Origin of the sequence: Methylosinus sp. R-45379, from assembly GCF_001644125.1 — a bacterium.
Taxonomy (GTDB): Bacteria; Pseudomonadota; Alphaproteobacteria; order Rhizobiales; family Beijerinckiaceae; genus Methylosinus.
The window spans coordinates 84513-104304 of sequence record NZ_LUUM01000090.1 but is presented as its reverse complement, the minus strand read 5'-3'; the positions used below and the strand labels follow the sequence as shown (position 1 = coordinate 104304).

Sequence of the window (19792 nt, the reverse complement as noted above, 5' to 3'; positions counted from 1 at the left end):
GTCAGCCCTCCGCCGGACAGGGGATTTCCTTCGTCACGCCTTCCAGAAAGGCCTTCATGCCGCAATTGGCGCGCAGGGGGCTCGGCTTCTGATTGCCTTCCCAGGTCAGGAAGGTGACGATCCCGCGCGGATTGATGGCGATCACCTTGTATCGCTCCGGTCCGCGGGTCGCATAGCATTTGCCTTCTTTTATGTCCTCGGCGGTCAGGGCCATGTTCTGATCTCCTTTCGCAATGTGCCTGACCTCGTCCCGCAAGAGCCGTGCCGAGCCTCAATGCGCGTGATCGTGATCGTGATCGTGATCGTCGTGGTCATGATCGTGATCGTCCTCATGCGCCGCGCTCTTCTTGTGCACGACATGCTCGGTGAGGAAATCGCCCGCGGCGATCACCCCGTCATCGTCCATCGCATGCTCGAGACCCTTGCGCGTCATCGACAGGACCTTGGCGCCCTGCCCTGTGAGAGCCGTCTTGGTCTCGCGCACGGCGGCGAGCGGCGCGATGGCGTCGGCGTCGCCATGGATCAGCAGCACGGGCGGCGCGCCATCAGGGCCGATGGACGGCGCCGCGCCATAGGGACCGCCGGCAAAGGCGACCACCGCCGCCGCCGGCCCCGGCCGCGCGACGCCGGCGAGCAGCGAGAGGGTCGCTCCTTGCGAGAAGCCGACCAGCGCCAGATGCGAGGCGGGCAGCCGGCGCTTGGCCAGCGCCGCCTCGAGAAAGCGCTCGAGCGCCGCCAGCCCTTTGGCGAGCCCCTCTGGATCAGCGGCGTCGAACCAGCGCTTCACGCCATCGGCGCCGGCGGGCGCCTCGGCGGAGAGAAACTCGGCCTTGGGCATGGTGGGCGCCCAATTGAGCGCATGATCGACCATGGTTTGGCCGTCGGCGCCCTCCCCATGCAGCATCACGACGAGAAAAGCGGGCTTGCCGCAGGAGAGAGCGGCCAGCGCCGGCCCTTCCACAATGTCGGTCATGGGGTGCGTCCTCCGTGCGCCGGCGCCCCGCCGGCCAAAAAGGGAGGTTCAATAAGCGTGCCGCCGCATGTCTCGGCATATGGCGCCCAATCTGCTTCATCGTCGCCGCGCCGGAGACGGACCGGCGCACCGTGAGACCCAACGCAAAGCAACAGGAGGAGGACCGCGTGGCGGACTACAAAGTGACGGTCGAGGAGCAGGCCGACGGAAAATGGGCCTGTTTCCTGCACGTGCCGGGTGAGGAGCCGTATAATCTCGGCAAGTCGTTCAAGAGCGAGGACCGCGCGGACGCCTGGCTGACCGTCGGCGAGGCGACGACGGCGATCGATATGGCGGTGGCCAAGCTCACCAAGAAGTGAGCGAGCGGTAAGGGCCGCGACGCGCGCCTGTCGGATATCCGACAGGCGTTCCCGGCCCTTCGTCCATTTTGTCCCGCGCCGCCGAAGCCGCGCGCACCAAGGAGCGAAAAAAATGGCCGTTGATTTGAAGGGCGATTGGACCGACGCCGACATTGCGAAGCTCATCGGCTCGGTCGTCGACGACCGCGACTGGCGGCTCGAGGTCAGCACCGACGGAATCGCCTCGCTCGTCGACAAGACGGCGCATCCGACCGACGACGCCTATGACAACACGCTCCACTGCTTCCTCGAGACATGGATGCAGGGAACGGATTTCGTCGGCCCTTCGGCCGCCGGCGACAAGGATCTCGTCGGCAAGGTCGCCAAGGCGCTGCGCGAGAACTACCCGACACTCAAGGGCCTCAAATTCGTCTACGTGTCCTTGTGACGCTCGCGCATCGTGGCGCAAAGGCCACAGCGTGAAAATGTTTCCGCTCTGTTAACGATCGTGGCCAGACTGTCACCGAATCGTTAACAGGCGGCCATAGACCTCCGGCCAAGCTAAAGCCGGGGGATAAAATGCCTTTTCGTAACTGGTTGCTCGCGTCCATCTCCACGCTCGCGCTTCACGGCGCCGCAATGGCGCAGACCTATCGTACGCCCAATATCGTCGCCAATGACGGCGCCGCCTCCGTCGGCCTGGGTGGCGTGACCTTCACCAATCAAGGTCTCGTCGGAACCGGACGTCTTCCGGCGGGGACGATCGACTTCCTCGGCGACACGCTCGGCTCCTTCTCGAGCCTCGCCATCGACCCTTATTCCTGGCGGCGCAGCGGCTCGACTTTCGTCGCGACCATGCTCGCCCTGCCCGACCGCGGCCTCAACGATCCCGCCAATGGCGTCTTCTCCGATTATGCGGGACGGCTGCTGCGCTTCAACATCGCCTTCTCGCCCTATTCGGGCGCGAATCTCCCCGCCTCCACCAGCTCGCAGAATCAGGTGCAGATGACGCCCGACGGCGGCGTCCTGCTGCGCGACAATCAGGGCAAGACATTCACCGGCGCCGATTCTGGGTCGGGAGCCGTCAATCTCTTCGGCCGCCTCACGCCGAGCCCTTCCGCTGGCTCGATCGGCGCCGGCAAGCTATCGCTCGACGCCGAGGGGCTGGCCTTCAAGACCGACCGCAGCTTCTACGTCAGCGACGAATACGGCCCGTCGATCTTTTATTTCGACGCCAATGGCAATCTCGTCGGCTCGGTCGGAGTTCCCTCGGCGCTGCTGCCGCGGACCAATGGCGCGATCGACTTCAATTCGACAGTCGCGCCGACGACTGGACGCCGCAACAATCAGGGGCTCGAGGCGGTCTCGGTCAGCCCGGACGGCAACCGGCTTTTCGCGATCCTGCAGAGCGCGACGATGCAGGATCAGGCCTCTGGACAGCAGACGCGCAACAATACGCGCATCCTGGTCTATGATATTTCGCTCAATCCGACGCCGGCGGCGCCGATCGAGACCTATGTGCTGCAGCTGCCGACCTACAGGCTGAACGGCGATGGCGGCAGCGCCAATCGCACCGCGGCGCAGAGCGAGATGGTGGCGCTCAACGACAAGCAGTTCCTCGTGCTGGCGCGCGACGGAACCGGCCAGGGTCCGGCGGGCGGCAATCCCATCATGGTCAAATCCATCTATCTCGTCGACATCGGCAATGCGACCAATATCGCCGGCACGGCCGCCGATACGACGGCGGGCGGCCAGGTCGCGCCCAATGGCGTGCTGAATCCGGCGATCACGCCGGCGCAGTCGGTCGAGCTCGTGAACATGCTCAACACGACGCAGCTCGCCCGCTTCGGCCTCAATCTGAACAATGGCGCGCCCGGCCAGTCGGCGCAGTCGCAGCTCACTCTGGCGGAGAAATGGGAGGGCATGGCGCTCGTCCCGACGCTCGTCGAGGGCCGGCCGAACGACTTCTACCTCTTCGTCTCCAACGACAATGATTTCACCACGACCAATGGCGTGATGCAGGGCCAGAGCTATAACTCCGGCCAGAACAACGACAATATGGTCCTCGTCTATCAGCTCACCCTGCCGACCGCCGTCGATCCGCTGTTCCTCAAATCCATGCGCGATACGACGCCCCAGGTGCTCGGACGCATCGACGCCGGCGCTCTCGGCCTCGCCTCGAGCGCCGCCGCGCCGGTCATCGCGCAGCTGCAATCGATTCGACGCGCGCAGAGCGGCGTCTTCGCGGCGCAGGGCCTCTCGACCTGGCTCGGCGGCAATGTCGATTTCGGCCCCACTGCGTCGCGGCCCGGGCTCGACGGCGACCGCACGCTCTATGGCGGCTCCTTCGGCGTCGATTATGGCTGGAAGGAGATTCGCGTGGGCGTCGCGGCGACGGTGCGCGCAGGCCAATATGGCGGCGGCGCGCTCGGCTATTTCGACATTTCGCCGACCGTCTCGCCGAGCCTCTACGCCGGCTATTTCGGCGATCTCTTCTATCTGCACGGAACGGCGACCTTCTCACCGGACGTCGGCTTCTCCGACATTCGCCGCCTCGGCGCCTATGGGCTCACCGGCGTCGGCCGCACCAGCGTCGATTCTTACGCGTTCGGCGGCGAGATCGGCGCCAAGCTGAAGCTCGACGCCTTCCAATTCACGCCCTTCTTCGGCGTGACGCAGACCCATGCAACCATTCGCGGCTATACGGAGAGCGGGGCGGCCGGCGGCAATGTCGTCTATCCGGAGCACTCGACCTATGCGACGACGCTGCGCTTTGGCGGCGAGGTCTCGGCCTCTTTCCTCGGCGTCAATCCTTGGGTGCGGGTCGCCTATAATGAGATGCTCGACCGCGATCCCAGGCGTGTGAACGTCAGTCTCGCCGGCGTGCTCAGCCAAATGGCGACGCAGACGATCCTCATTCCGACCTATGATCGCAATTCCGTCACGGTCGGCGTCGGCGCGCAGGGCGATCTCGCGCCGAATATCGGCTGGCGCATCGGCTATGACGCCGATGTCGCGACTCGCAACGGGGCCGTCGCCCATTCGGTGACGACGGCCGTGCGCATCGGCTTTTGATGAAAGCGGGACGACGCCGCCGTCAAGCGGTGGCGTCGTCCGGATGCCGGCGATGGCCTTCGCCGTGGTGATGGCCATCGGCGTGAGGATGATCTTCGGCGTGGTGATGACGCCGACGCGCCTCCTCATAATCTTCCTCGAACTCATCGTCGCGGTCGCGCGCATGATGGCGGTGGCGACGGCGGCCGGTCATTCCGCGGAACACCGCCCGCGCCAGACCACGCAGCGGCGAGGTCAAGCGGCTCACATCCTCGATCCGCTCGATCACCGCCTCGCTACGTGAGAGCTCACGGTCGAGCGCGGCCTTGGTGCGACACAGATCGACGTCGCGATCGTCGAACCAGGTTCCGAGCACGCGCCACCAGGCGATGGAGAGGCCTTGCAGCTTCAACGCGCCGAGCGCGCCTTCGCTGTCTATGTCGGCGGCCTCCAGCATGAAACGCATGGAATTGACCGTCTCGCGATTGAGCGCGGCGGCCGCCAGCGGATCGGTGGACGCCCATTGCGACACCGATTCCAGCGCATTGCGATAGGGCTCGAGCGCCTCGAGACGGCGCAGCAGCACCTCATAGAGCCGCTCCTTGGCGGGCTCCGAGGCGTAGCGGCCGGCGAAATCCTCCAGCACCTGCCGGTCGATCTTGCGCGAGAAAGCCGCCAGCACCGCGCCCTTGGACGGAAAGCAGTCGCGGAAATCCGCGAGCGAGACATCCGCGTCCTGGGCGATGTCGGAAATCGCGATATCCTCGAAGGCGCGGCGCGCCGCCAGCCGCATCAAGGATTCGACGATACGGTCGCGGACCGAGCCGCTTCCATTGCCTGTTTCGTTGGTCTTGCCGCTCGTCGCCATCGCCGCCTCCTCACATCGCTCGAAGCCAGCCGCTTCCAAGAAGTCAATTTAGGCATGTTAATTTAGGGCGTTTTTGCCGGATCGGAAGCGCTTTGCGCCGCTCAGCCGGACAATTCCCCCGCCCGGCGCTTCGCCGCGGCGACCGCGCGCTCCAGCAGCGGCGCGAGGCCGTCGCCCGCCATCAGGACCTCGAGCGCCGCCGCGGTCGTGCCGCCGGGCGAGGTGACGTTCTGACGAAGCGTCGCCGGCGTCGTATCGGCGCTCTGACGCAATAACTCGCCGGCGCCGGAAACGGTTGCGCGGGCCAGCCGCGCCGCCGTCTCCTCCGGCAGGCCGGCCTCGACGCCCGCTCTGGTCAGGCACTCGACGAAATAGAAGACATAGGCCGGACCGGAGCCGGACACGGAAGTCACGGCGTCGACCAGCGGCTCGGTCTCGACCCAGACCACCTCGCCGACGGCGGCGAGCAGAGCCTCGGCCAGCGCGTGATTCTCCGCATCGACGGCGGGCGCGGCGAAGACGCCGGTGATTCCACGGCCGATGGCGGCCGGCGTATTGGGCATTGCGCGCACGAAAAGCCGCGCCTGCGGCAGCCGCGCGGAAAGATCGGCGACGCGCTTGCCGGCGAGAATGGAGACGATGAGCGTATCGGCGCCGGCCTCTCCCGCGATCGTCGGCGCGACTTGATCCAGCGCCTGCGGCTTCACGGCGAGCAGAAGCGCGCGCGGGGCCTCGCGATTTTCGGGGTTGAGGCGAAAGCCGCGCTCCTGCGCGAACGAGACGAGCGCCGGCGAAGGCTGCGGCTCGACAATGGTCACGCCCGCGCCAGAAAGCCCGCGAGCCGCCCAGCCCTGCAGCAGGGCGAAACCCATTTTTCCGGCCCCGACCAGAGTGATGGAGCGGGGCAGCTCGGCCGCGTCGGCCATTTGGATCACGCTTCTCCCTTGGTCTCGAAGGTCGCGGTCTCGAGCGCTTCCTTAGCGCCCTTGCCGGCCCAGAGCACGAATTGGAACGCCTGATAATAGCGCTCGCAGGTCTCCAGCGCATGGTCCAGCAGAGCGGCGCATTGCGGGCCGGAGGGTTGGGCGCCGCCGGTCAGCAGCAGGCCCTGGCGATGCATGACCACCCCTTCGGTCGGCCAAAGATCGAAATGGCCGACCCAGAGCTGCTCGTTGATGGTGCGGATCAGCGCCTGCGCCTCGGTGCGGCGGCGCTCCGGCACCCGCAGATCGAAGGCGCAGCTCACATGGAGCGTCTCGAGCTCCGCCAGCCAGGTGAAGGCCACATGATAGTCCGTCCAGCCGCCGGCGACCGAGATGGAAATCTCGTCTTCGGCGTCACGATCGAAGCTCCAGTCATTGGTGGCCGCCAATTGCTCGACGATGTCGACGGGATGCAGGGGACGGTCGAAGTCTTTGTCAGGTGCGATCAGCATGAGCGAAACCTAATGTGAGGGTCGGCCAGACGAGGGCGACGGACGCTTCTCTCTTCAGAGACGCATACGCTGACTGCGAGCCTCGCGTTCCCGTTGTTCGGGAACCGCCGACGAAACGAATCGTCCTGCTCGTTCACTATACTCGAAACGATTGAAATGCCGCCGACTCAACTCTTCGTGGGCGCGAACCTCAAGTGCGTTCGTCGATTTGTCGCACAGTGGTGGATTCGTTCCGGCCGGTCTACAGGCGGCGGGCCGACGTCCACAAGCTGAAGCATTCGCGGAACGAAAAACCATGGGACAAGTCTCCGCCGCTCGGCTTGCGCGAAGCTGCGCGACGGCCTTGGAGCTGTTCCGCTTTCGTCTTTCGAGCGCGTCATCCCTCCGATCCGACCGGATGACGCACTCTATTGTCTATTGGGGCGTGAGTTCTGATCGATCGAAAAGCGTGATCAGGGCGTCATGACCACCGGCGTGCCCACGCCGACGCGCTCATAGAGGTCCACAACATCCTCGTTCAGCATGCGAATGCAGCCATAGGAAGCGGCCGTGCCGACCGAGGCGCGCATCTTATTGGTGGTGCCGTGGATCGCCACCTGATTGCGGTCGAGCGTCAGGGCGCGAACGCCCATCGGATTATGCGGCGAGCCGCCATGGATGAAATTGGGCAGCTCGGGATGGTCCTGCTTGACCACCGCCGGCGGAACCCAATCGGGATTCACATATTTCCCGTCGATATGGGCGTAGCCGGACCATTCCTTGCCGGCCTTGGGCACGGCGACCGGATAGCGAATGGCGGTGCCGTCCCCGTTAACCAGGAACAGGCTGCGCTGGCGGGCGCTGATGACCACAGTGCCCGCCTGAACCGGGGCGCTGTAGGAGACGACATTATGCGCCGCGCTCGCCGTCCCCGGCAGAGCGAGGCCGCCCGCGAGCGCCGCCGCGGCCGTGAAACTCGAAATACGCTGACGAAACGAAATGCACATGGCTCACCTTCTCCGAATGGCCGGCGTCGCATTCGAACATGTCGCGCATTCTAGCTTCGGCCACATTCCGCGCCAGCCATCCCATAGTTGCGGTTACGGTTTAACACTAAGATTTCCTTACCTGTCTCGCTAAAGCGCGACAAATGCCGAGAAATCCCCGCCTAATTTCCGCCGCCCCATTTCCGGCGCGCCGGGCGGCGGTTGCGCGGGGCGCGCGTTCGGGGCATGACGGGGCATGGAGAGAGGACAGTCCGCGCCGGCGATCTTCGATCGCGCTCTGCTGCGTCGCCGGCTGGCGCGGGCCGCAGCGCGCGGCGCGCCGGATTTTCTATTGGCGCGCGCCGCCGATGATCTCGCCGACCGGCTGGCGGGCATAAAGCGCCCCTTCCCCCGCTCTCTCGATCTCTGCACCCCCGCGGCGCATTTCGCGCAGACCGTCGCCGCCGGCGGGCGGCCAGCGCCGCTGCGGGCCGGGCGTTTCTACGAGCCCGGCGTCGATCTCGTCGCCGAGGAGGAGGCGCTGCCCTTCGCGGCGGAGGCTTTCGACCTGATCGTCTCCGGCTTTGCGCTGCAATGGGTGGACGATCTGCCGGGCGCGCTCGCCCAGGCGCGGCGGATGCTGGCGCCGGATGGGCTGTTTCTGGCCTGCTTTCCGGGCGGCGCGAGCCTCATAGAGCTGCGCGCCGCGCTCGCCCAGGCGGAGGACGAGATATGCGGCGGCGCCAGCCCACGCGTCTCGCCTTTCGTCGATCTGCGCGATCTCGGTGGGCTGTTGCAGCGCGCGGGCTTCGCTCTGCCAGTGACGGACGTCGATTCCTTCACGCTGCGCTATGATTCCATGTTCGCGCTCTGCGCCGAGCTGCGCGCCATGGGCGCGGCCAATGTGCTGACGGAGCGCTCCCGCAAGCCGCTGCGGCGCGCCATTCTGCTGCGCGCGGCGGAAATCTACGCCGAGCGTTTCTCCGACGCCGACGGCCGCGTTCGCGCGACGATGGAACTGGTCTGGCTCTCCGGCTGGGCGCCGCATGAGAGCCAGCAGAAGCCGCTGCAGCCGGGCTCGGCGCAAATGCGGCTCGCCGATGCGCTGAAGCCGAAGGACGGCTAGCGCGCGAGAATTTTGATCGTCCGCCGCTGAACGGCCCGCTTCTCCCACGGCCGCTCCTCGACGAAGACGAGGCCCGCCCTCCCCGCGGCGACGGCCGCGATGCGGAAGAAACGCCGACCCGGCGCGCCGACCAGCGGCCGATCCGGCGCGCCGCCCGCGGGCGCGAAGCCGCCGTCGCCGACCCGCACGATCGCCGGATTTTCGCTCGCCTCGCGATCGAAGCGCCAAACATAGCCGGTAGAGGGGTTCTCGACGAAATCGATCGTCCGCGTCTCGCCCTTGGCCAGAGAAAGACACCCCTCCCCGGCCCGAACCGCAGATAATTCGAGCAAAATCATCGTGATCGCGACAAGAATCGGCTTTGTCATCCTTAAGCCTCGACCGCAATTGCCGCGCATCCGATCAACTCGGCGATCTTCGCCGCGGCAGCCGCCGCGCCATCCTCTCGGCCAATGCGATCGGCCGCCTCGCGGGCCTTCCGCGCATGGCCCTCGTCAGCGAGCAGCGCGCCCAGCTCCTTCGTCAGGCGGTCGGCGGCGCAGCGCTCATAGGGCAGCAGCCGCCCGACGCCGAGACGCGCCACTCGCGCCGCATTGTCGTGCTGATCGCCGAAGACGGGGACGACGAGCTGCGGCCTCCCGGCGCGCAGCGCCTGCCCGCAAGTTCCCGAGCCGCCGTGATGCACGATTGCCGCAGCACGTGGGAAGATCAGCGAATGGCGGATATGGCCGGCGACTAAGAGCTGCGGCGGCAATCCCTCGGCCAGCGCCTCGCGCTCCTCCTCGGCGACGAGCAGCACCGCGCGGCGCCCGAGCTGCATCGCCGCGCTGCCGGCGGCGCGGTAGAAGTCCGAGCGGGCATGGACGACGAAGCTGCCCAGCGTCACGACGATCGGCGGCTCGCCCGCGGCGAGAAATTCCGCTAACCCCGCCGGCAAGGCCTCCGCCGTATCGGTGAAGCGATCGTGGAAAGTGTGGCCGGCGAGGAAGAGATCGGCCGGATGATCGGGCTGCGGCGGCGCCAGCAGCGGGCTCAGCAGGCCGAGCGTCGCCTGCGCATAGGGGCCTCCGGTCAAGAGCGCGCGCCCGCGTCGATGCGGCAGGCCGAGCTCACGCCGCAGCCGCGCGATCGGCCGGCCCTGAAAGGCCAGAAAATGCGTCAGCGCGAAGCCGAGCGCCTCATTATAGGCGAGCGCGAGACCCGAGCGCGGCTGCGCCAGAAAGCGCGAGCGCGGGCCGAGCGGCGGATCATAAGCGGAGAGCAGAAAGAGCGACGACACGACGCCGTCGAAGAGCGGAACGCCGAGCCGCTCCGCCGCGAGCTTGGCTGAGAAACATATGCTATGCGCGACGATCGCCGCCGCGCCCTCGCTGGCCGCGGCGACATCCTCATAGCTCTCGCGCAGATAAGGAAAGATCAGCTCGCGGAACATGAAGCCATCCTCGCGCGCGACGCGATCGGCGAGCCCGCCGATATCCGTGCCGAGCCGCGCGGCCAGCTCGTCTATATCCGGCCGCATGACGGCGAAGCCGAGCCCCTCGCTCTCGATCCACTCCCGATAAAAGTCGCTGGCGACGATCACCGGGCGAAAGCCGAGGCGTTTCAAGGCATGAGCGAGCGCCACATAAGGATTGAGGTCGCCGAGCGAGCCGAAGGTCGCTATGACGATTTTCCGCCCGTCTCCCATAACCGCTTTGTTCCTCCGCCCCATGGAGTCGGCCCGCGCACATGTTATACTGCTTTCCTCGTGAGAAAGAGGACTTAGATGACCGCCGCTTCCGCTTCCGATCCAATGCCGTCGCTCGCCGGCGCCACGCGCGCCGAGCTGGCCGATGCGCTGCGCGCCATAGAGATTCCGGAGCGCGAGATCAAAATGCGGGTCTCGCAGCTGTGGCATTGGATCTATTTCCGCGGCGCGCGCGAGTTTTCCGAGATGCTCAACATCTCGAAAGTCGTGCGCGCAAAGCTCGCCGAGCGCTTCACCTTGCGGCTGCCGGAGATCGCCGCCGAGCAGGTCTCCACCGACGGCACGCGCAAATGGCTGCTACGACTCGATCCCGTCGACGCCAACGACAAGGGCGCGGAGATCGAATGCGTCTATATTCCCGAGAGCGATCGCGGAACCTTGTGCGTCTCCAGCCAGGTGGGCTGCACGCTCAATTGCAGCTTCTGCCACACCGGCACGCAAAAACTGGTGCGCAATCTCTCGACGCGCGAGATCGTCGCGCAGCTTCTCGTCGCGCGCACGCGGCTCGGCGATTTTCCCGGCCTTGAGCCGCCGACCGATGGGCTCGTGCCCTCGGGGCCGGATGTGCGCGCTGTCTCCAACATCGTCTTCATGGGCATGGGCGAGCCGCTCTATAATCTCGAGCAGGTCGAGGATGCGATCGAGATCATGTCCGACGGCGACGGACTGTCGCTGTCGAAGCGGCGCATCACCGTCTCGACATCGGGCGTCGTGCCGCAGATCGAGAAGCTCGGCGCCGAATGCGGGCCTATGCTCGCGATCTCGCTGCACGCCGTGCGCGATCCGTTGCGCAATGAGCTGGTGCCGCTCAACAAGAAATATCCGATCCGCGAATTGCTCGACGCCTGTCGCGACTATCCAGGCGCCTCCAATGCGCGGCGCATCACTTTCGAATATGTGATGCTGAAGGGCGTCAACGACAGCCCGGCGGAAGCGCGCGAATTGGTGCGGCTGCTGAAGGGCATTCCGGCCAAGATCAATCTGATCCCCTTCAACCCCTGGCCGGGCGCGCCCTATGAGTGCTCCGATTGGGAGACGATCGAGCGCTTCTCCGACATCGTCTTCAACGCCGGCTATGCGAGCCCGGTGCGCACGCCGCGCGGCCGCGACATTCTCGCGGCCTGCGGTCAGCTGAAGAGCGAGACGGAGAAGCTACGCGCAAGGGCGCGGCTCGCGGTGGAGTGAGCCGGGCCGGAACAGTCAGCCCAGCAGCCGGCGCAGCGCCTCCGCGCTGGTGACGGGGCCATTGGCCGGCGCGCCCTTATTGGCGAGCTTGTCGAGCGTGATGAGGATCTTCGTCAGCTTGTCCTGCATCAGATTGACGTCATTGGCGAGCTCGTTGAAACGATTCTCCAATAGGATGAGATGCCGGCCGAGCGCCCGCGTGTTGGGCGAACCGTCCGGACTGGTCTGAACGCCCTGCGTCTGCATGTCGTATTGCTGGAAGACTCGCATCGAATTCTCCGATTGGTCGCCGCCGAGAGGAATGGTCACATCTCTATCGGGCAGAGGATGGCGCGAGCCGGCCCTGCGACAAGGCCGCTCGGAGAATTTCAGCGCCCGCCGCGCGCGGCGCGAAAGCCGATGGCGGCGAGAGCGGCCGAGATCAGCACATTCCAATTGCTGAGCGTGAGCGCGAAGATGCGCAGCGCCGGACGATCGCAGCTCACCACTTTCATCTTGTCGAGCGAGGAGCGGAAATCGTCGAAGGAGCCGGCCTTGCGCAGAGCGCCCGTGCATTCGGAGGGGCCGGGAAAGAGCTTCAGCTCGACGCCCGAATGATAGAGCGCCAGCGCCGTTCCCGCCGCGAACAAAAGCCCGAGCAGCGCCAGGGCGACGCGCGCGGCCCCCTCCCCGCCCCGCTGCAGCGCTATGGCCGCGAAGGCGGCGAGCGGAATGCCGGCATAATAGGGAATGCGCTGCTTCAGGCACAGCTCACAGGGGGCGAAGCCCATCGCCTCGATGATCCAGGCACCGCCTATGGTGGCGACGGCGACGCCGAGAACGGCCAGCGCCGCGCGTTGTCGCGTGGAGAGCAGCGCCGCGATCACAGGAATTTCGCCGCCACGACGAAGCCGACGACGACGATCGCCGCCATCCCGCCGATGAACAGGCCGAAATGCGCCTCGAGCTTGTCGCGCAGAAAATCGCCGAAATGATTGATGGCGGCGGCGAGGATGAAGAAGCGCAGGCCGCGCGTCACCAGCGAGAGCGCGAGAAACAGGCCGAAATTATAATCCATCAGCCCGGAGACGATGGTGACGAGCTTGAAGGGAATGGGCGTCAGCCCTTTCACCAGAATGAAGAGAGCGCCCCAATGGGCATAGAACGCCCGCAGCGCCTCCATTTTGGCGGCGTAGCCATAGAGATCGATGAGCCACAGGCCGATCGTGTCGTAGAACAGCGCGCCTATGGCGTAGCCGAGCGCGCCGCCGGCCACAGAGGCCACGGTGCAGATGCCGGCATAGAACCAGGAACGCTTGGGCTCGGCCAGCGACATAGGCAGGAGAATCACATCCGGCGGAACCGGGAAGAAGGAGCTTTCCGCAAAAGCTATGGCGCCGAGCGCGAACGGCGCATGCCGGCTGCCGGCGAGCGACATGGTCCAGTCGTAGAGCTTTTTGATCATTTTCCAACCGGTTCTAAGGGCGAAGCGCCCCTCGCTTACCATCTCGCGGCGCCGGAGGCGAGGCTGGCCGCGCATCGGCCGTGCGAAACGCGCAAGCTCGCCTTGACGGAGGCTTCGGCCCGGCTAATATCCGCGCCGCGACGCCGGCCCCGCCGGCCCGCGCCCCTGTGGCGGAATTGGTAGACGCGCTCGACTCAAAATCGAGTTCCGCAAGGAGTGCTGGTTCGACTCCGGCCAGGGGCACCAATAGCCTAATAATTCAAGTAGATAGAACCGCGCCCGCATCTCAATAATGCGGCGGCGGTCGCTCCGGCGCGTCGCGGTGGCCGAGCGTCTGGAACTCCTCGCGCAGGCGAGCGATCTGCCGTTCCAGCGCGTCGATCCGTCGCCATTGCGAGGCGATGACGTCGTTCAGATCGGCGACGGTCTTGTCCTGATGCGCGAGCGCCGTCTCCAGGGCGACGAGACGAGAGGACAAATCCGAAAGCTCACCGCTCATGAGGGCTCCATTGCGCCGCGCATTCCATCGGCCGGCGCGCGCATCCAAGCTTCGATCGCGCGGAAAGACAAGAGCTTCCGCTCCGGCTCCGCCCGGCCGGAGCGTGTGTCGCCCCGTCAATCCGCCGCCAACGCCTTCAGCGTCTGCAGCGCCACGGAGGTCGCGGAGGAGCGGCTGTCGACGCCGAGCTTCACGAAAATGCGCTCCAAATGCTTATGCACCGTGCGCGGTGAGATGCAGAGAATCTCGGCGATGTCGTGATTCGACTTGCCGCGCGCGAGCCAGCTCAGCACCTCCGCCTCGCGCAGCGTCAGCGCGAATTTCTGGGCCAGAAACGCCTCGTCGCTGACGCTCTGCGGCTCGGTCAGGCGAAACAGCAGCTCGTCGCCGCCGATCTCGCAGAGAAAGGAGATGGCGACCGGCCCCGCCGCCGCGGAGGCATCATGGTCGCGGCGCTCGGCCGCTTCGCGCAGCAACGCCGCAAAAGCCTCCGGCGGCTGCGAGCGCAAGATCTCGAAGGGGCCGAGTCGCGCCGCGAGAAGATCGGCCGCCTGCGGCGTGCACCAGAGCAGGCGTCCGTCGCGATCGGTGGCCAGGAGATGGCGGCCCGTGGCGTCCAGCGCGACGCGTGCGCCAAAGGCGGCCTTGGCGTTGGAGACGTGAATGCGGATGCGGGCGACGAGCTCCTCTATGATGACTGGCTTCACCACATAATCGACGCCGCCGGCCTCGAGGCCCATGAGCACATGGCTCGTGTCCTTGAGCCCCGTGAGGAAGATCACCGGCAGATGTGCGAAGCGCGGATTCTGCTTTATGCGCCGGCAGGTCGCAAAACCGTCGAGGCCGGACATCACCGCGTCGAGCACGACGACATTCGGCGTCACGCGCTCGAGCAGAGCCAGCGCCGCCTCGCCATTGGTGGCGGCGAGCGCGGTGAAATCGGCGCGCTCCAGCGCCTCGACGAGCAGGCTCAGCTCGTCGCGATTGTCATCGACGACGAGCGCCGTGTCGCGTTGGCGCAGATCAGCCGACATGCTCGGCCTCCTGCGTCAATGCGGCCTCGAGCGTCTGCGCCAGCTCCTCGAATTCGAAATTCTGCGCCATGGCGCGCAATTGCGCGATCGCCGCGGAACGCTCCGGCGCAGCGGCCTCGATCTCGCGCAGCGCCGTCTCGATGCCGCGGCTATGGCCGACGCGGCAGAGCCGCAGCAGCTTCTCGACGCTCTCGCGCGGCAAAGCGAGCGCGGCGGGCGCGAAAGGCTCCTCGCGGGCGATCGAGCGCGCCGTCACATAGAACCAGTCGAGCCCGAGAAGATTGCCGATGCGGTCCAGCATTTCGGAAAATTCGATCGGCTTCACCAGAAAATCATCATGCGGCGAATCGGGGCCGCGACGCTCCATCAGCTCATGGGCGTTGGCCGAGACCATCATGATCGGCGTCTCCGGCCCGAGCGCGTCGCGCAATCGCCGCGCCGCTTCCCAGCCGTCCATGCCGGGCATTGCGATATCGAGCATGACGAGATCGGGATTGCGCTCGATGGCGAGCGCGACGCAATCGGAGCCATTGGAAGCCGTCAGCACGTCGAAGCCGAGCCCGCCCAGCGATTGGCGCATCACATCGATGTGCGTCGCCGTGTCGTCGGTGACGAGAATGGTCTTGCGCGCCCCGGCATAGCCGCGAATCTGTGGCGGCTTCTGCCCCTCCTCCGGCGAGGTCGCGGCGGTGAGATAGAGGCGCACGACAAAGCGGCTACCGCGACCGACCTCGCTCTCGACGCGCATCTCGCCGCCGATGATCTGCGTCAGCAGCTTGGTGATGGTGAGGCCGAGGCCGGTGCCGGGAATGGCGGAGACAGCCGCCATGCGGCCGCGCTCGAAGGGCGCGAAAATGCGCTGCATATCCTCCGGCATGATGCCGATCCCCGTGTCCTCGACGATGAACTCCGCAATGTCGTTGCGATAGGAGACCTTCAGCCCCGCATGGCCGCGCTCGGTGAATTTCACGGCGTTGGAGACGAGATTGATGAGGATTTGCCGCAGGCGCTTCCTGTCGGTGCGCACATAGCGCGGCAGATCGGGGCTGCGCTCATAGCGAAAGGCGACGCCCTTGGCCGCCGCCTGCAGGCGGAACATATCGACGAGCTGGTCCAGCGTCTCGTCGATGCGGAAAATATCGCGCGCGACATCGAGCGAGCCGGTCTCAATCTTGGCGACGTCCAGCAATCCGTCGATGAGATTGGTGATGTGCTCCGTGCTGCGGCGGATGACGCGCACCGCGTCCTGCGGACGATCGGTGGCGTCGCGCTCCAGCAATTGCGCATAGCCGTTGATGGCGTTGAGCGGCGTGCGAATCTCGTGATTGAGCCCCGCTATGAAGCGCGTCTTAGCGATATTGGCCGCCTCCGCCGCCTCCTTGGCGCGTTGCAGCTCGGCGTCGGTGCGCTCGTGAGCCGCGATCTCCTCGTGCAGAATCTCGGTCTGCCGGCGGGTCTCCTCCTCCGCGACGCGGCGGCTCTCCTGCGCGAGCACCAATGTCCAGGCGGCGACGCCCATGACGAGCAGCAGGCCGACGAAAACGATCTCCAGCGTCGTGCGAATGATCGGCCTCTGCACCGGGCCGACGACGGCGGCATATTGGAAATAGATCGCGCCGAGGATCGCCGCGCTCGTCACCGCGAGCAGACCGAGCACAACGAGAAATCGGCCAGCGCGCGTCGAGAAGAAGGGCAGCGAGAATCTCGGCAGAAGAGCGGAGAAGAGCGCGCGCGCCTGCGAGGCGAGCCGCGCCTCCGGCTTGCAGGCGTCCTTGCAGCGCATATCCAGCGAGCAGCAGAGCGAGCAGATCGCCGCGCCATAGGCCGGGCAGGACGCCATATCGCTGGGCTCGAACTCGTTCTCGCAGATCATGCAGCGCATGGGCTCGCGGAAGACAGCCTGCGGGCGCGCGATATAATAGCGCCCGCCGGTGGCGTAGGCGATGAGCGGCGCGAGCGAGAAGGCGACAATAAAGCCGACGATCGCCGAAAGCGGCTGCAGCGTGTCGCCGAGCAGGCCATAGAGCGCCGCCGTCGAGACGATGAGCGAGCCGAGCATCGCCCCACAGCCGACCGGATTGACGTCATAGAGATAGGCGCGGCGAAACTCGATCTGTGGCGGGCTCAATCCGAGCGGCTTGTCGACGACGAGATCTGCGGTCAGCGCGCCGATCCAGGCGACGGCGAAATTCGAGTAGAAGGTCAGAATGCTGTCTATGACATGGCTGACGCCGAATTCCATCAGCAATAGCGCCAGAGTGACATTGAACACCAGCCAGACGACGCGGCCGGGATGGTTGTGCGTGATGCGCGAGAAGAAGTTGGACCAGGCGATGGAGCCGGCATAGGCGTTGGTGACATTGATCTTCGTCTGACAGACGACGACGAAGAGACCGGTGAGCGCCAGCGCGAGGCCGGGCGAATGAACGAGGCTCGAGAAGGCGAGATAATAAATCTCGCTCGGCTGCGCCGCCCGCTCGGCCGGAACGCCGAGCGACAATGCCTGATAGGCGAGAAAGGAGCCGGCGGCGAGCTTGGCGACGCCGATCAATATCCAGCCCGGCCCGGCCGCGAAGAGCGCGAAACGCCAGCTGCGCGCGCCGATGCGCGCCGTCGTCGGCAGAAAGCGCAGATAATCGACCTGCTCGCCGATTTGCGGCAGCAGCGACAGCAGGATCGAGGCGGAAAGCCCGAAGAGCTTCAGATCGAAAGAGCCGTTCAGCGCGCCCGAAGCGCCGGCGAACGACATCCAGCCGGAGACGGCCGGCCCACCGACGGCGATGAGATAGACGAGCGGCGCGGTCTGCAGCACGAGCCAGATCGGCTGCGTCCATAGCTGATAGCGGCTGATGAAGCGAATGCCCAGCGCTGCAATGGGCAATATCGCGAGCGAAGAAATAGCGTAAGCGAGGCCGAGCGGCACGCCGAGGCACATTTGCAGCGCATCGGCCATGATCGTCGCCTCTATGGCGAAGAGGATGAAGGTGAAGCAGGCGTAGATCAGCGAGGTGACGGTGGAGCCGATGTAGCCGAAGCCGGCGCCGCGCGTCAGCAGATCCATGTCGACGCCATATTTGGCCGCGTAATGGCCGATCGGCAGGCTGGCGAGAAAGATCAGCGCGCCGACGGCGAGGATCGCCGCCATGGCGTTGGTGAAGCCGAACATCAGCGTCACGCCGCCGCCCAGCGCCTCGCAGGCGAGAAAGGAAATCGCCCCGAGCGCTGTGTTGGCGACGCGCCAAGGCGTGAAGCGGCGCGCCGCTTCCGCCGTGTAGCGCAGCGAATAATCCTCGAGCGTCTGGTCCGCGACGAACTTGTTATAGGTCCGACGGACCGGGAAAATTCGCTGCTGCTCGCGCATGCTCTCTTTACGTTGGGGCGTCGCCCGCGTCAGACCGGCCGAGGCTCGCCCGCCGGTCGCCAGCCCTGCGCCTCGAGACAGTCTAGCATGGGCTTGGTCAGGATCGTCGTCGAAGGCGGCGGCGACACCAGCGTCGGCCGCTCGGCCTCGCCGAGCTTCTTGACGCAGGCGTCTGTGGCTTTCTTCAGGCCGCCCATATCGCCGCCGATGTTCCACCACATGTCCACGGCGTAGCGTGGCGCGGCGACCGAAGCGGCCGGCTTCGTCCCCTTATGGCTCTTCGACGATGCGTTCGCCTGCCCCACCGCAAAGACGAGCGCGAGCGTTCCCGCAGTCAATCCGAAAATATCCAGTGCCGTCGATCTGCGCATGCGCGTCTCTCCCCCAGCGCCGACGAATCTGCGTCGGCTCTCATGCCCTATTCGACGAAAAGGCGCGAACGGAGCAATACGCATTTCAGCGTATTCCTACCTAGGGGCTCGCACGACTAGTCCTTGACGTGACGAAACCGGCGCGAATCGCCGGGGGGACGACACGAGGGGGACAGATGAACCAATCCCACGAAGCACTTGCGGCGCAAGAAACAACGCGCCGTCGGTCCAAGCTCGCGGCCAAGGCCGCGCCGGCGCTCGCCTTGGCGGTCTGCTGCCTGATTGGGGATCAGGCGGCGCAGGCCCGTGTGGTGGTTCCGTTCGGCGACGATCAATGGGTCAGCGTCGGATTCGGCCTGCGTCCCTTCTTCAGCGACGTCACGCGCAATCACACGCCCGGGACCAATCCCGATCGCGTCGACCTCGAGAGCTTCCGCATCTTCTCCTCGGCGTCCTTCAATCAATATCTGAAGGCGACCTTCAACACGGAAGTCTCCAGCAACAATACGATTCAGGTGCTCGACGGCTATGGCCAGTTCGAGCCGCTGGACGAGATCAACGTCTGGGGCGGCCGCATGCTGCCGCCGAGCGACCGCGCCAATCTCGACGGTCCCTATTATCTGCTCGGCTGGTCTTATCCCGGCGTCGTCTCGCGCTATCCCGGCAAGGTCTCCGGCCGCATGGACGGCGGCACGGTCTGGGGCAAGCTGTTCGAAAAGCGCCTCACCTATTCATTCGGCGTCTATGACGGCCACAATCAAATCATCGGCGCGTCGAACCAATCCGGCAATCCGCTGTTCGCCGGCCGCCTCAATCTCAATCTGCTCGATCCCGATCCCGATCCCGCCTATTACACCAGCAGCACCTATTTCGGCGGCGCAGATGTGCTGGCGATCGGCGTCGCGGCGCAATATCAGCAGGACGGCGTCGGCAATCAGCTGCAGCGCGCCGACTTCACCGCCTGGAACGTCGACGTTCTCTTCGAGAAGAAGCTCGGCGAATTCGGCGCCGCGACCTTCGAGGGCGCCTATTACCGCTATTACACCCATGGCGTGAACGACGTCGCCACCAATTTCAACAACGCCCGCTCGACCGATCTCGTCGGCGGCATACGGCCCGGCGAAGCCTATATGGTCGGCGCCGGCTATCTCATTCCTTACGTGATCGGATGGGGCCGTTTCCAGCCTTACTTCCGCTATCAATCCTTCCGCGACACGCTCGCCGCGACATGGGAGCGCCAATACGACATGGGCGTCTCCTATGTGATCGACGGACACAATCTGCGCATCACGGCCAATTACGCGATCAACCAATTCACCGCGCGCAAGGACATCGACAAGTTCATCCTCGGCGTTCAGATCCAATTCTGAGCGCGGCGCGACCTATCCGACC

The 19792-nt window shown here is 65.6% G+C and carries 21 protein-coding genes and 1 tRNA gene; 7 read left to right on the top strand and 15 right to left on the bottom strand.

Annotated features, from left to right (window positions below; genetic code table 11):
• Position 1: 1 nt before the first annotated feature.
• Positions 2–214, bottom strand: coding sequence for a hypothetical protein (locus A1351_RS04770; RefSeq protein WP_018265794.1), 213 nt, complete (start codon positions 212–214; stop codon positions 2–4).
• A gap of 57 nt (positions 215–271) precedes the next feature.
• Complete coding sequence (locus tag A1351_RS04765; protein ID WP_064032363.1) at positions 272–973, bottom strand: alpha/beta hydrolase; 702 nt, start codon at positions 971–973, stop codon at positions 272–274.
• 167 nt (positions 974–1140) lie between these two features.
• On the opposite strand from A1351_RS04765, the gene A1351_RS04760 reads away from it, so the two are divergent.
• From A1351_RS04760 to A1351_RS04750, 3 genes are all read left to right on the top strand, one after another.
• Entirely contained in the window at positions 1141–1332 is a 192-nt protein-coding gene (locus A1351_RS04760; protein WP_024879734.1) for a hypothetical protein, read from the top strand.
• Between the two features lie 112 nt (positions 1333–1444).
• Positions 1445–1759, top strand: coding sequence for a hypothetical protein (locus tag A1351_RS04755; RefSeq protein WP_024879733.1), 315 nt, complete (start codon positions 1445–1447; stop codon positions 1757–1759).
• 131 nt (positions 1760–1890) lie between these two features.
• Positions 1891–4386: an esterase-like activity of phytase family protein gene (locus A1351_RS04750; protein WP_198162222.1), complete on the top strand. Its 2496-nt coding sequence runs from the start codon at positions 1891–1893 to the stop codon at positions 4384–4386.
• 22 nt (positions 4387–4408) lie between these two features.
• Here the strand turns inward: A1351_RS04750 and A1351_RS04745 are convergent, their stop codons facing one another.
• The 4 genes from A1351_RS04745 to A1351_RS04730 form a co-directional block, all read right to left on the bottom strand.
• The gene (locus A1351_RS04745) at positions 4409–5233 is read right to left on the bottom strand and encodes a TetR/AcrR family transcriptional regulator (RefSeq protein WP_026598485.1); all 825 of its coding nucleotides are present in this window, start codon (positions 5231–5233) and stop codon (positions 4409–4411) included.
• A 101-nt stretch (positions 5234–5334) separates the two neighbouring features.
• Positions 5335–6159, bottom strand: a complete 825-nt coding sequence (gene proC, locus A1351_RS04740) for a pyrroline-5-carboxylate reductase (protein ID WP_064032361.1) — start codon at positions 6157–6159, stop codon at positions 5335–5337.
• 5 nt (positions 6160–6164) lie between these two features.
• Positions 6165–6668 (bottom strand): YbjN domain-containing protein, encoded by a 504-nt coding sequence (locus A1351_RS04735; protein ID WP_024879729.1) that lies wholly within the window; start codon positions 6666–6668, stop codon positions 6165–6167.
• Between the two features lie 452 nt (positions 6669–7120).
• Positions 7121–7654, bottom strand: a complete 534-nt coding sequence (locus A1351_RS04730; RefSeq protein ID WP_051592447.1) for a L,D-transpeptidase — start codon at positions 7652–7654, stop codon at positions 7121–7123.
• A 235-nt stretch (positions 7655–7889) separates the two neighbouring features.
• Between A1351_RS04730 and A1351_RS04725 the strand changes: the two genes are divergently transcribed.
• Positions 7890–8759, top strand: coding sequence for a methyltransferase domain-containing protein (locus A1351_RS04725; RefSeq protein WP_064032360.1), 870 nt, complete (start codon positions 7890–7892; stop codon positions 8757–8759).
• Here A1351_RS04725 and A1351_RS04720 read toward each other — a convergent pair.
• On the bottom strand, positions 8756–9127 hold the full coding sequence (locus A1351_RS04720) for a protease inhibitor I42 family protein (RefSeq protein ID WP_064032359.1): 372 nt from the start codon (positions 9125–9127) through the stop codon (positions 8756–8758). The two genes, A1351_RS04725 and A1351_RS04720, sit on opposite strands and share 4 nt — an antisense overlap.
• Before the next feature lie 2 nt (positions 9128–9129).
• On the bottom strand, positions 9130–10446 hold the full coding sequence (locus A1351_RS04715; protein ID WP_198162221.1) for a glycosyltransferase: 1317 nt from the start codon (positions 10444–10446) through the stop codon (positions 9130–9132).
• Between the two features lie 78 nt (positions 10447–10524).
• On the opposite strand from A1351_RS04715, the gene rlmN reads away from it, so the two are divergent.
• The gene (gene rlmN / locus A1351_RS04710) at positions 10525–11691 is read left to right on the top strand and encodes a 23S rRNA (adenine(2503)-C(2))-methyltransferase RlmN (protein ID WP_064032357.1); all 1167 of its coding nucleotides are present in this window, start codon (positions 10525–10527) and stop codon (positions 11689–11691) included.
• A gap of 15 nt (positions 11692–11706) precedes the next feature.
• On the opposite strand, the gene A1351_RS04705 is transcribed toward rlmN, so the two are convergent.
• Genes A1351_RS04705 through A1351_RS04695 form a run of 3 tightly spaced genes read right to left on the bottom strand, consistent with a single transcriptional unit; the run spans position 11707 to position 13135 of the window.
• Positions 11707–12000 carry a hypothetical protein gene (locus A1351_RS04705; protein WP_064032356.1) on the bottom strand — a complete coding sequence of 98 codons (294 nt, stop codon included), beginning with the start codon at positions 11998–12000 and terminating at the stop codon, positions 11707–11709.
• Between the two features lie 59 nt (positions 12001–12059).
• Positions 12060–12557, bottom strand: a complete 498-nt coding sequence (locus A1351_RS04700; protein WP_064032355.1) for a disulfide bond formation protein B — start codon at positions 12555–12557, stop codon at positions 12060–12062.
• Positions 12554–13135: a YqaA family protein gene (locus tag A1351_RS04695; RefSeq protein ID WP_024879721.1), complete on the bottom strand. Its 582-nt coding sequence runs from the start codon at positions 13133–13135 to the stop codon at positions 12554–12556. The genes A1351_RS04700 and A1351_RS04695 overlap by 4 nt, the downstream gene beginning before the upstream one ends.
• Positions 13136–13296: 161 nt before the next feature.
• Here A1351_RS04695 and A1351_RS04690 point away from each other — a divergent pair.
• Positions 13297–13381 (top strand) — tRNA-Leu (locus A1351_RS04690).
• A 40-nt stretch (positions 13382–13421) separates the two neighbouring features.
• Here A1351_RS04690 and A1351_RS04685 read toward each other — a convergent pair.
• From A1351_RS04685 to A1351_RS04670, 4 genes are all read right to left on the bottom strand, one after another.
• A complete protein-coding gene (locus A1351_RS04685; RefSeq protein WP_024879720.1) occupies positions 13422–13634 on the bottom strand; it encodes a SlyX family protein in 213 nt (70 codons plus the stop codon).
• 116 nt (positions 13635–13750) lie between these two features.
• Entirely contained in the window at positions 13751–14668 is a 918-nt protein-coding gene (locus A1351_RS04680) for a DNA-binding response regulator (protein ID WP_024879719.1), read from the bottom strand.
• A complete protein-coding gene (locus A1351_RS04675; RefSeq protein ID WP_024879718.1) occupies positions 14658–18029 on the bottom strand; it encodes an ATP-binding protein in 3372 nt (1123 codons plus the stop codon). The genes A1351_RS04680 and A1351_RS04675 overlap by 11 nt, the downstream gene beginning before the upstream one ends.
• Positions 18030–18058: 29 nt before the next feature.
• Complete coding sequence (locus A1351_RS04670) at positions 18059–18400, bottom strand: hypothetical protein (protein WP_024879717.1); 342 nt, start codon at positions 18398–18400, stop codon at positions 18059–18061.
• 176 nt (positions 18401–18576) lie between these two features.
• Here A1351_RS04670 and A1351_RS04665 point away from each other — a divergent pair, with 176 nt between their 5' ends.
• A complete protein-coding gene (locus tag A1351_RS04665) occupies positions 18577–19770 on the top strand; it encodes a hypothetical protein (protein WP_024879716.1) in 1194 nt (397 codons plus the stop codon).
• Positions 19771–19792: the final 22 nt, after the last annotated feature.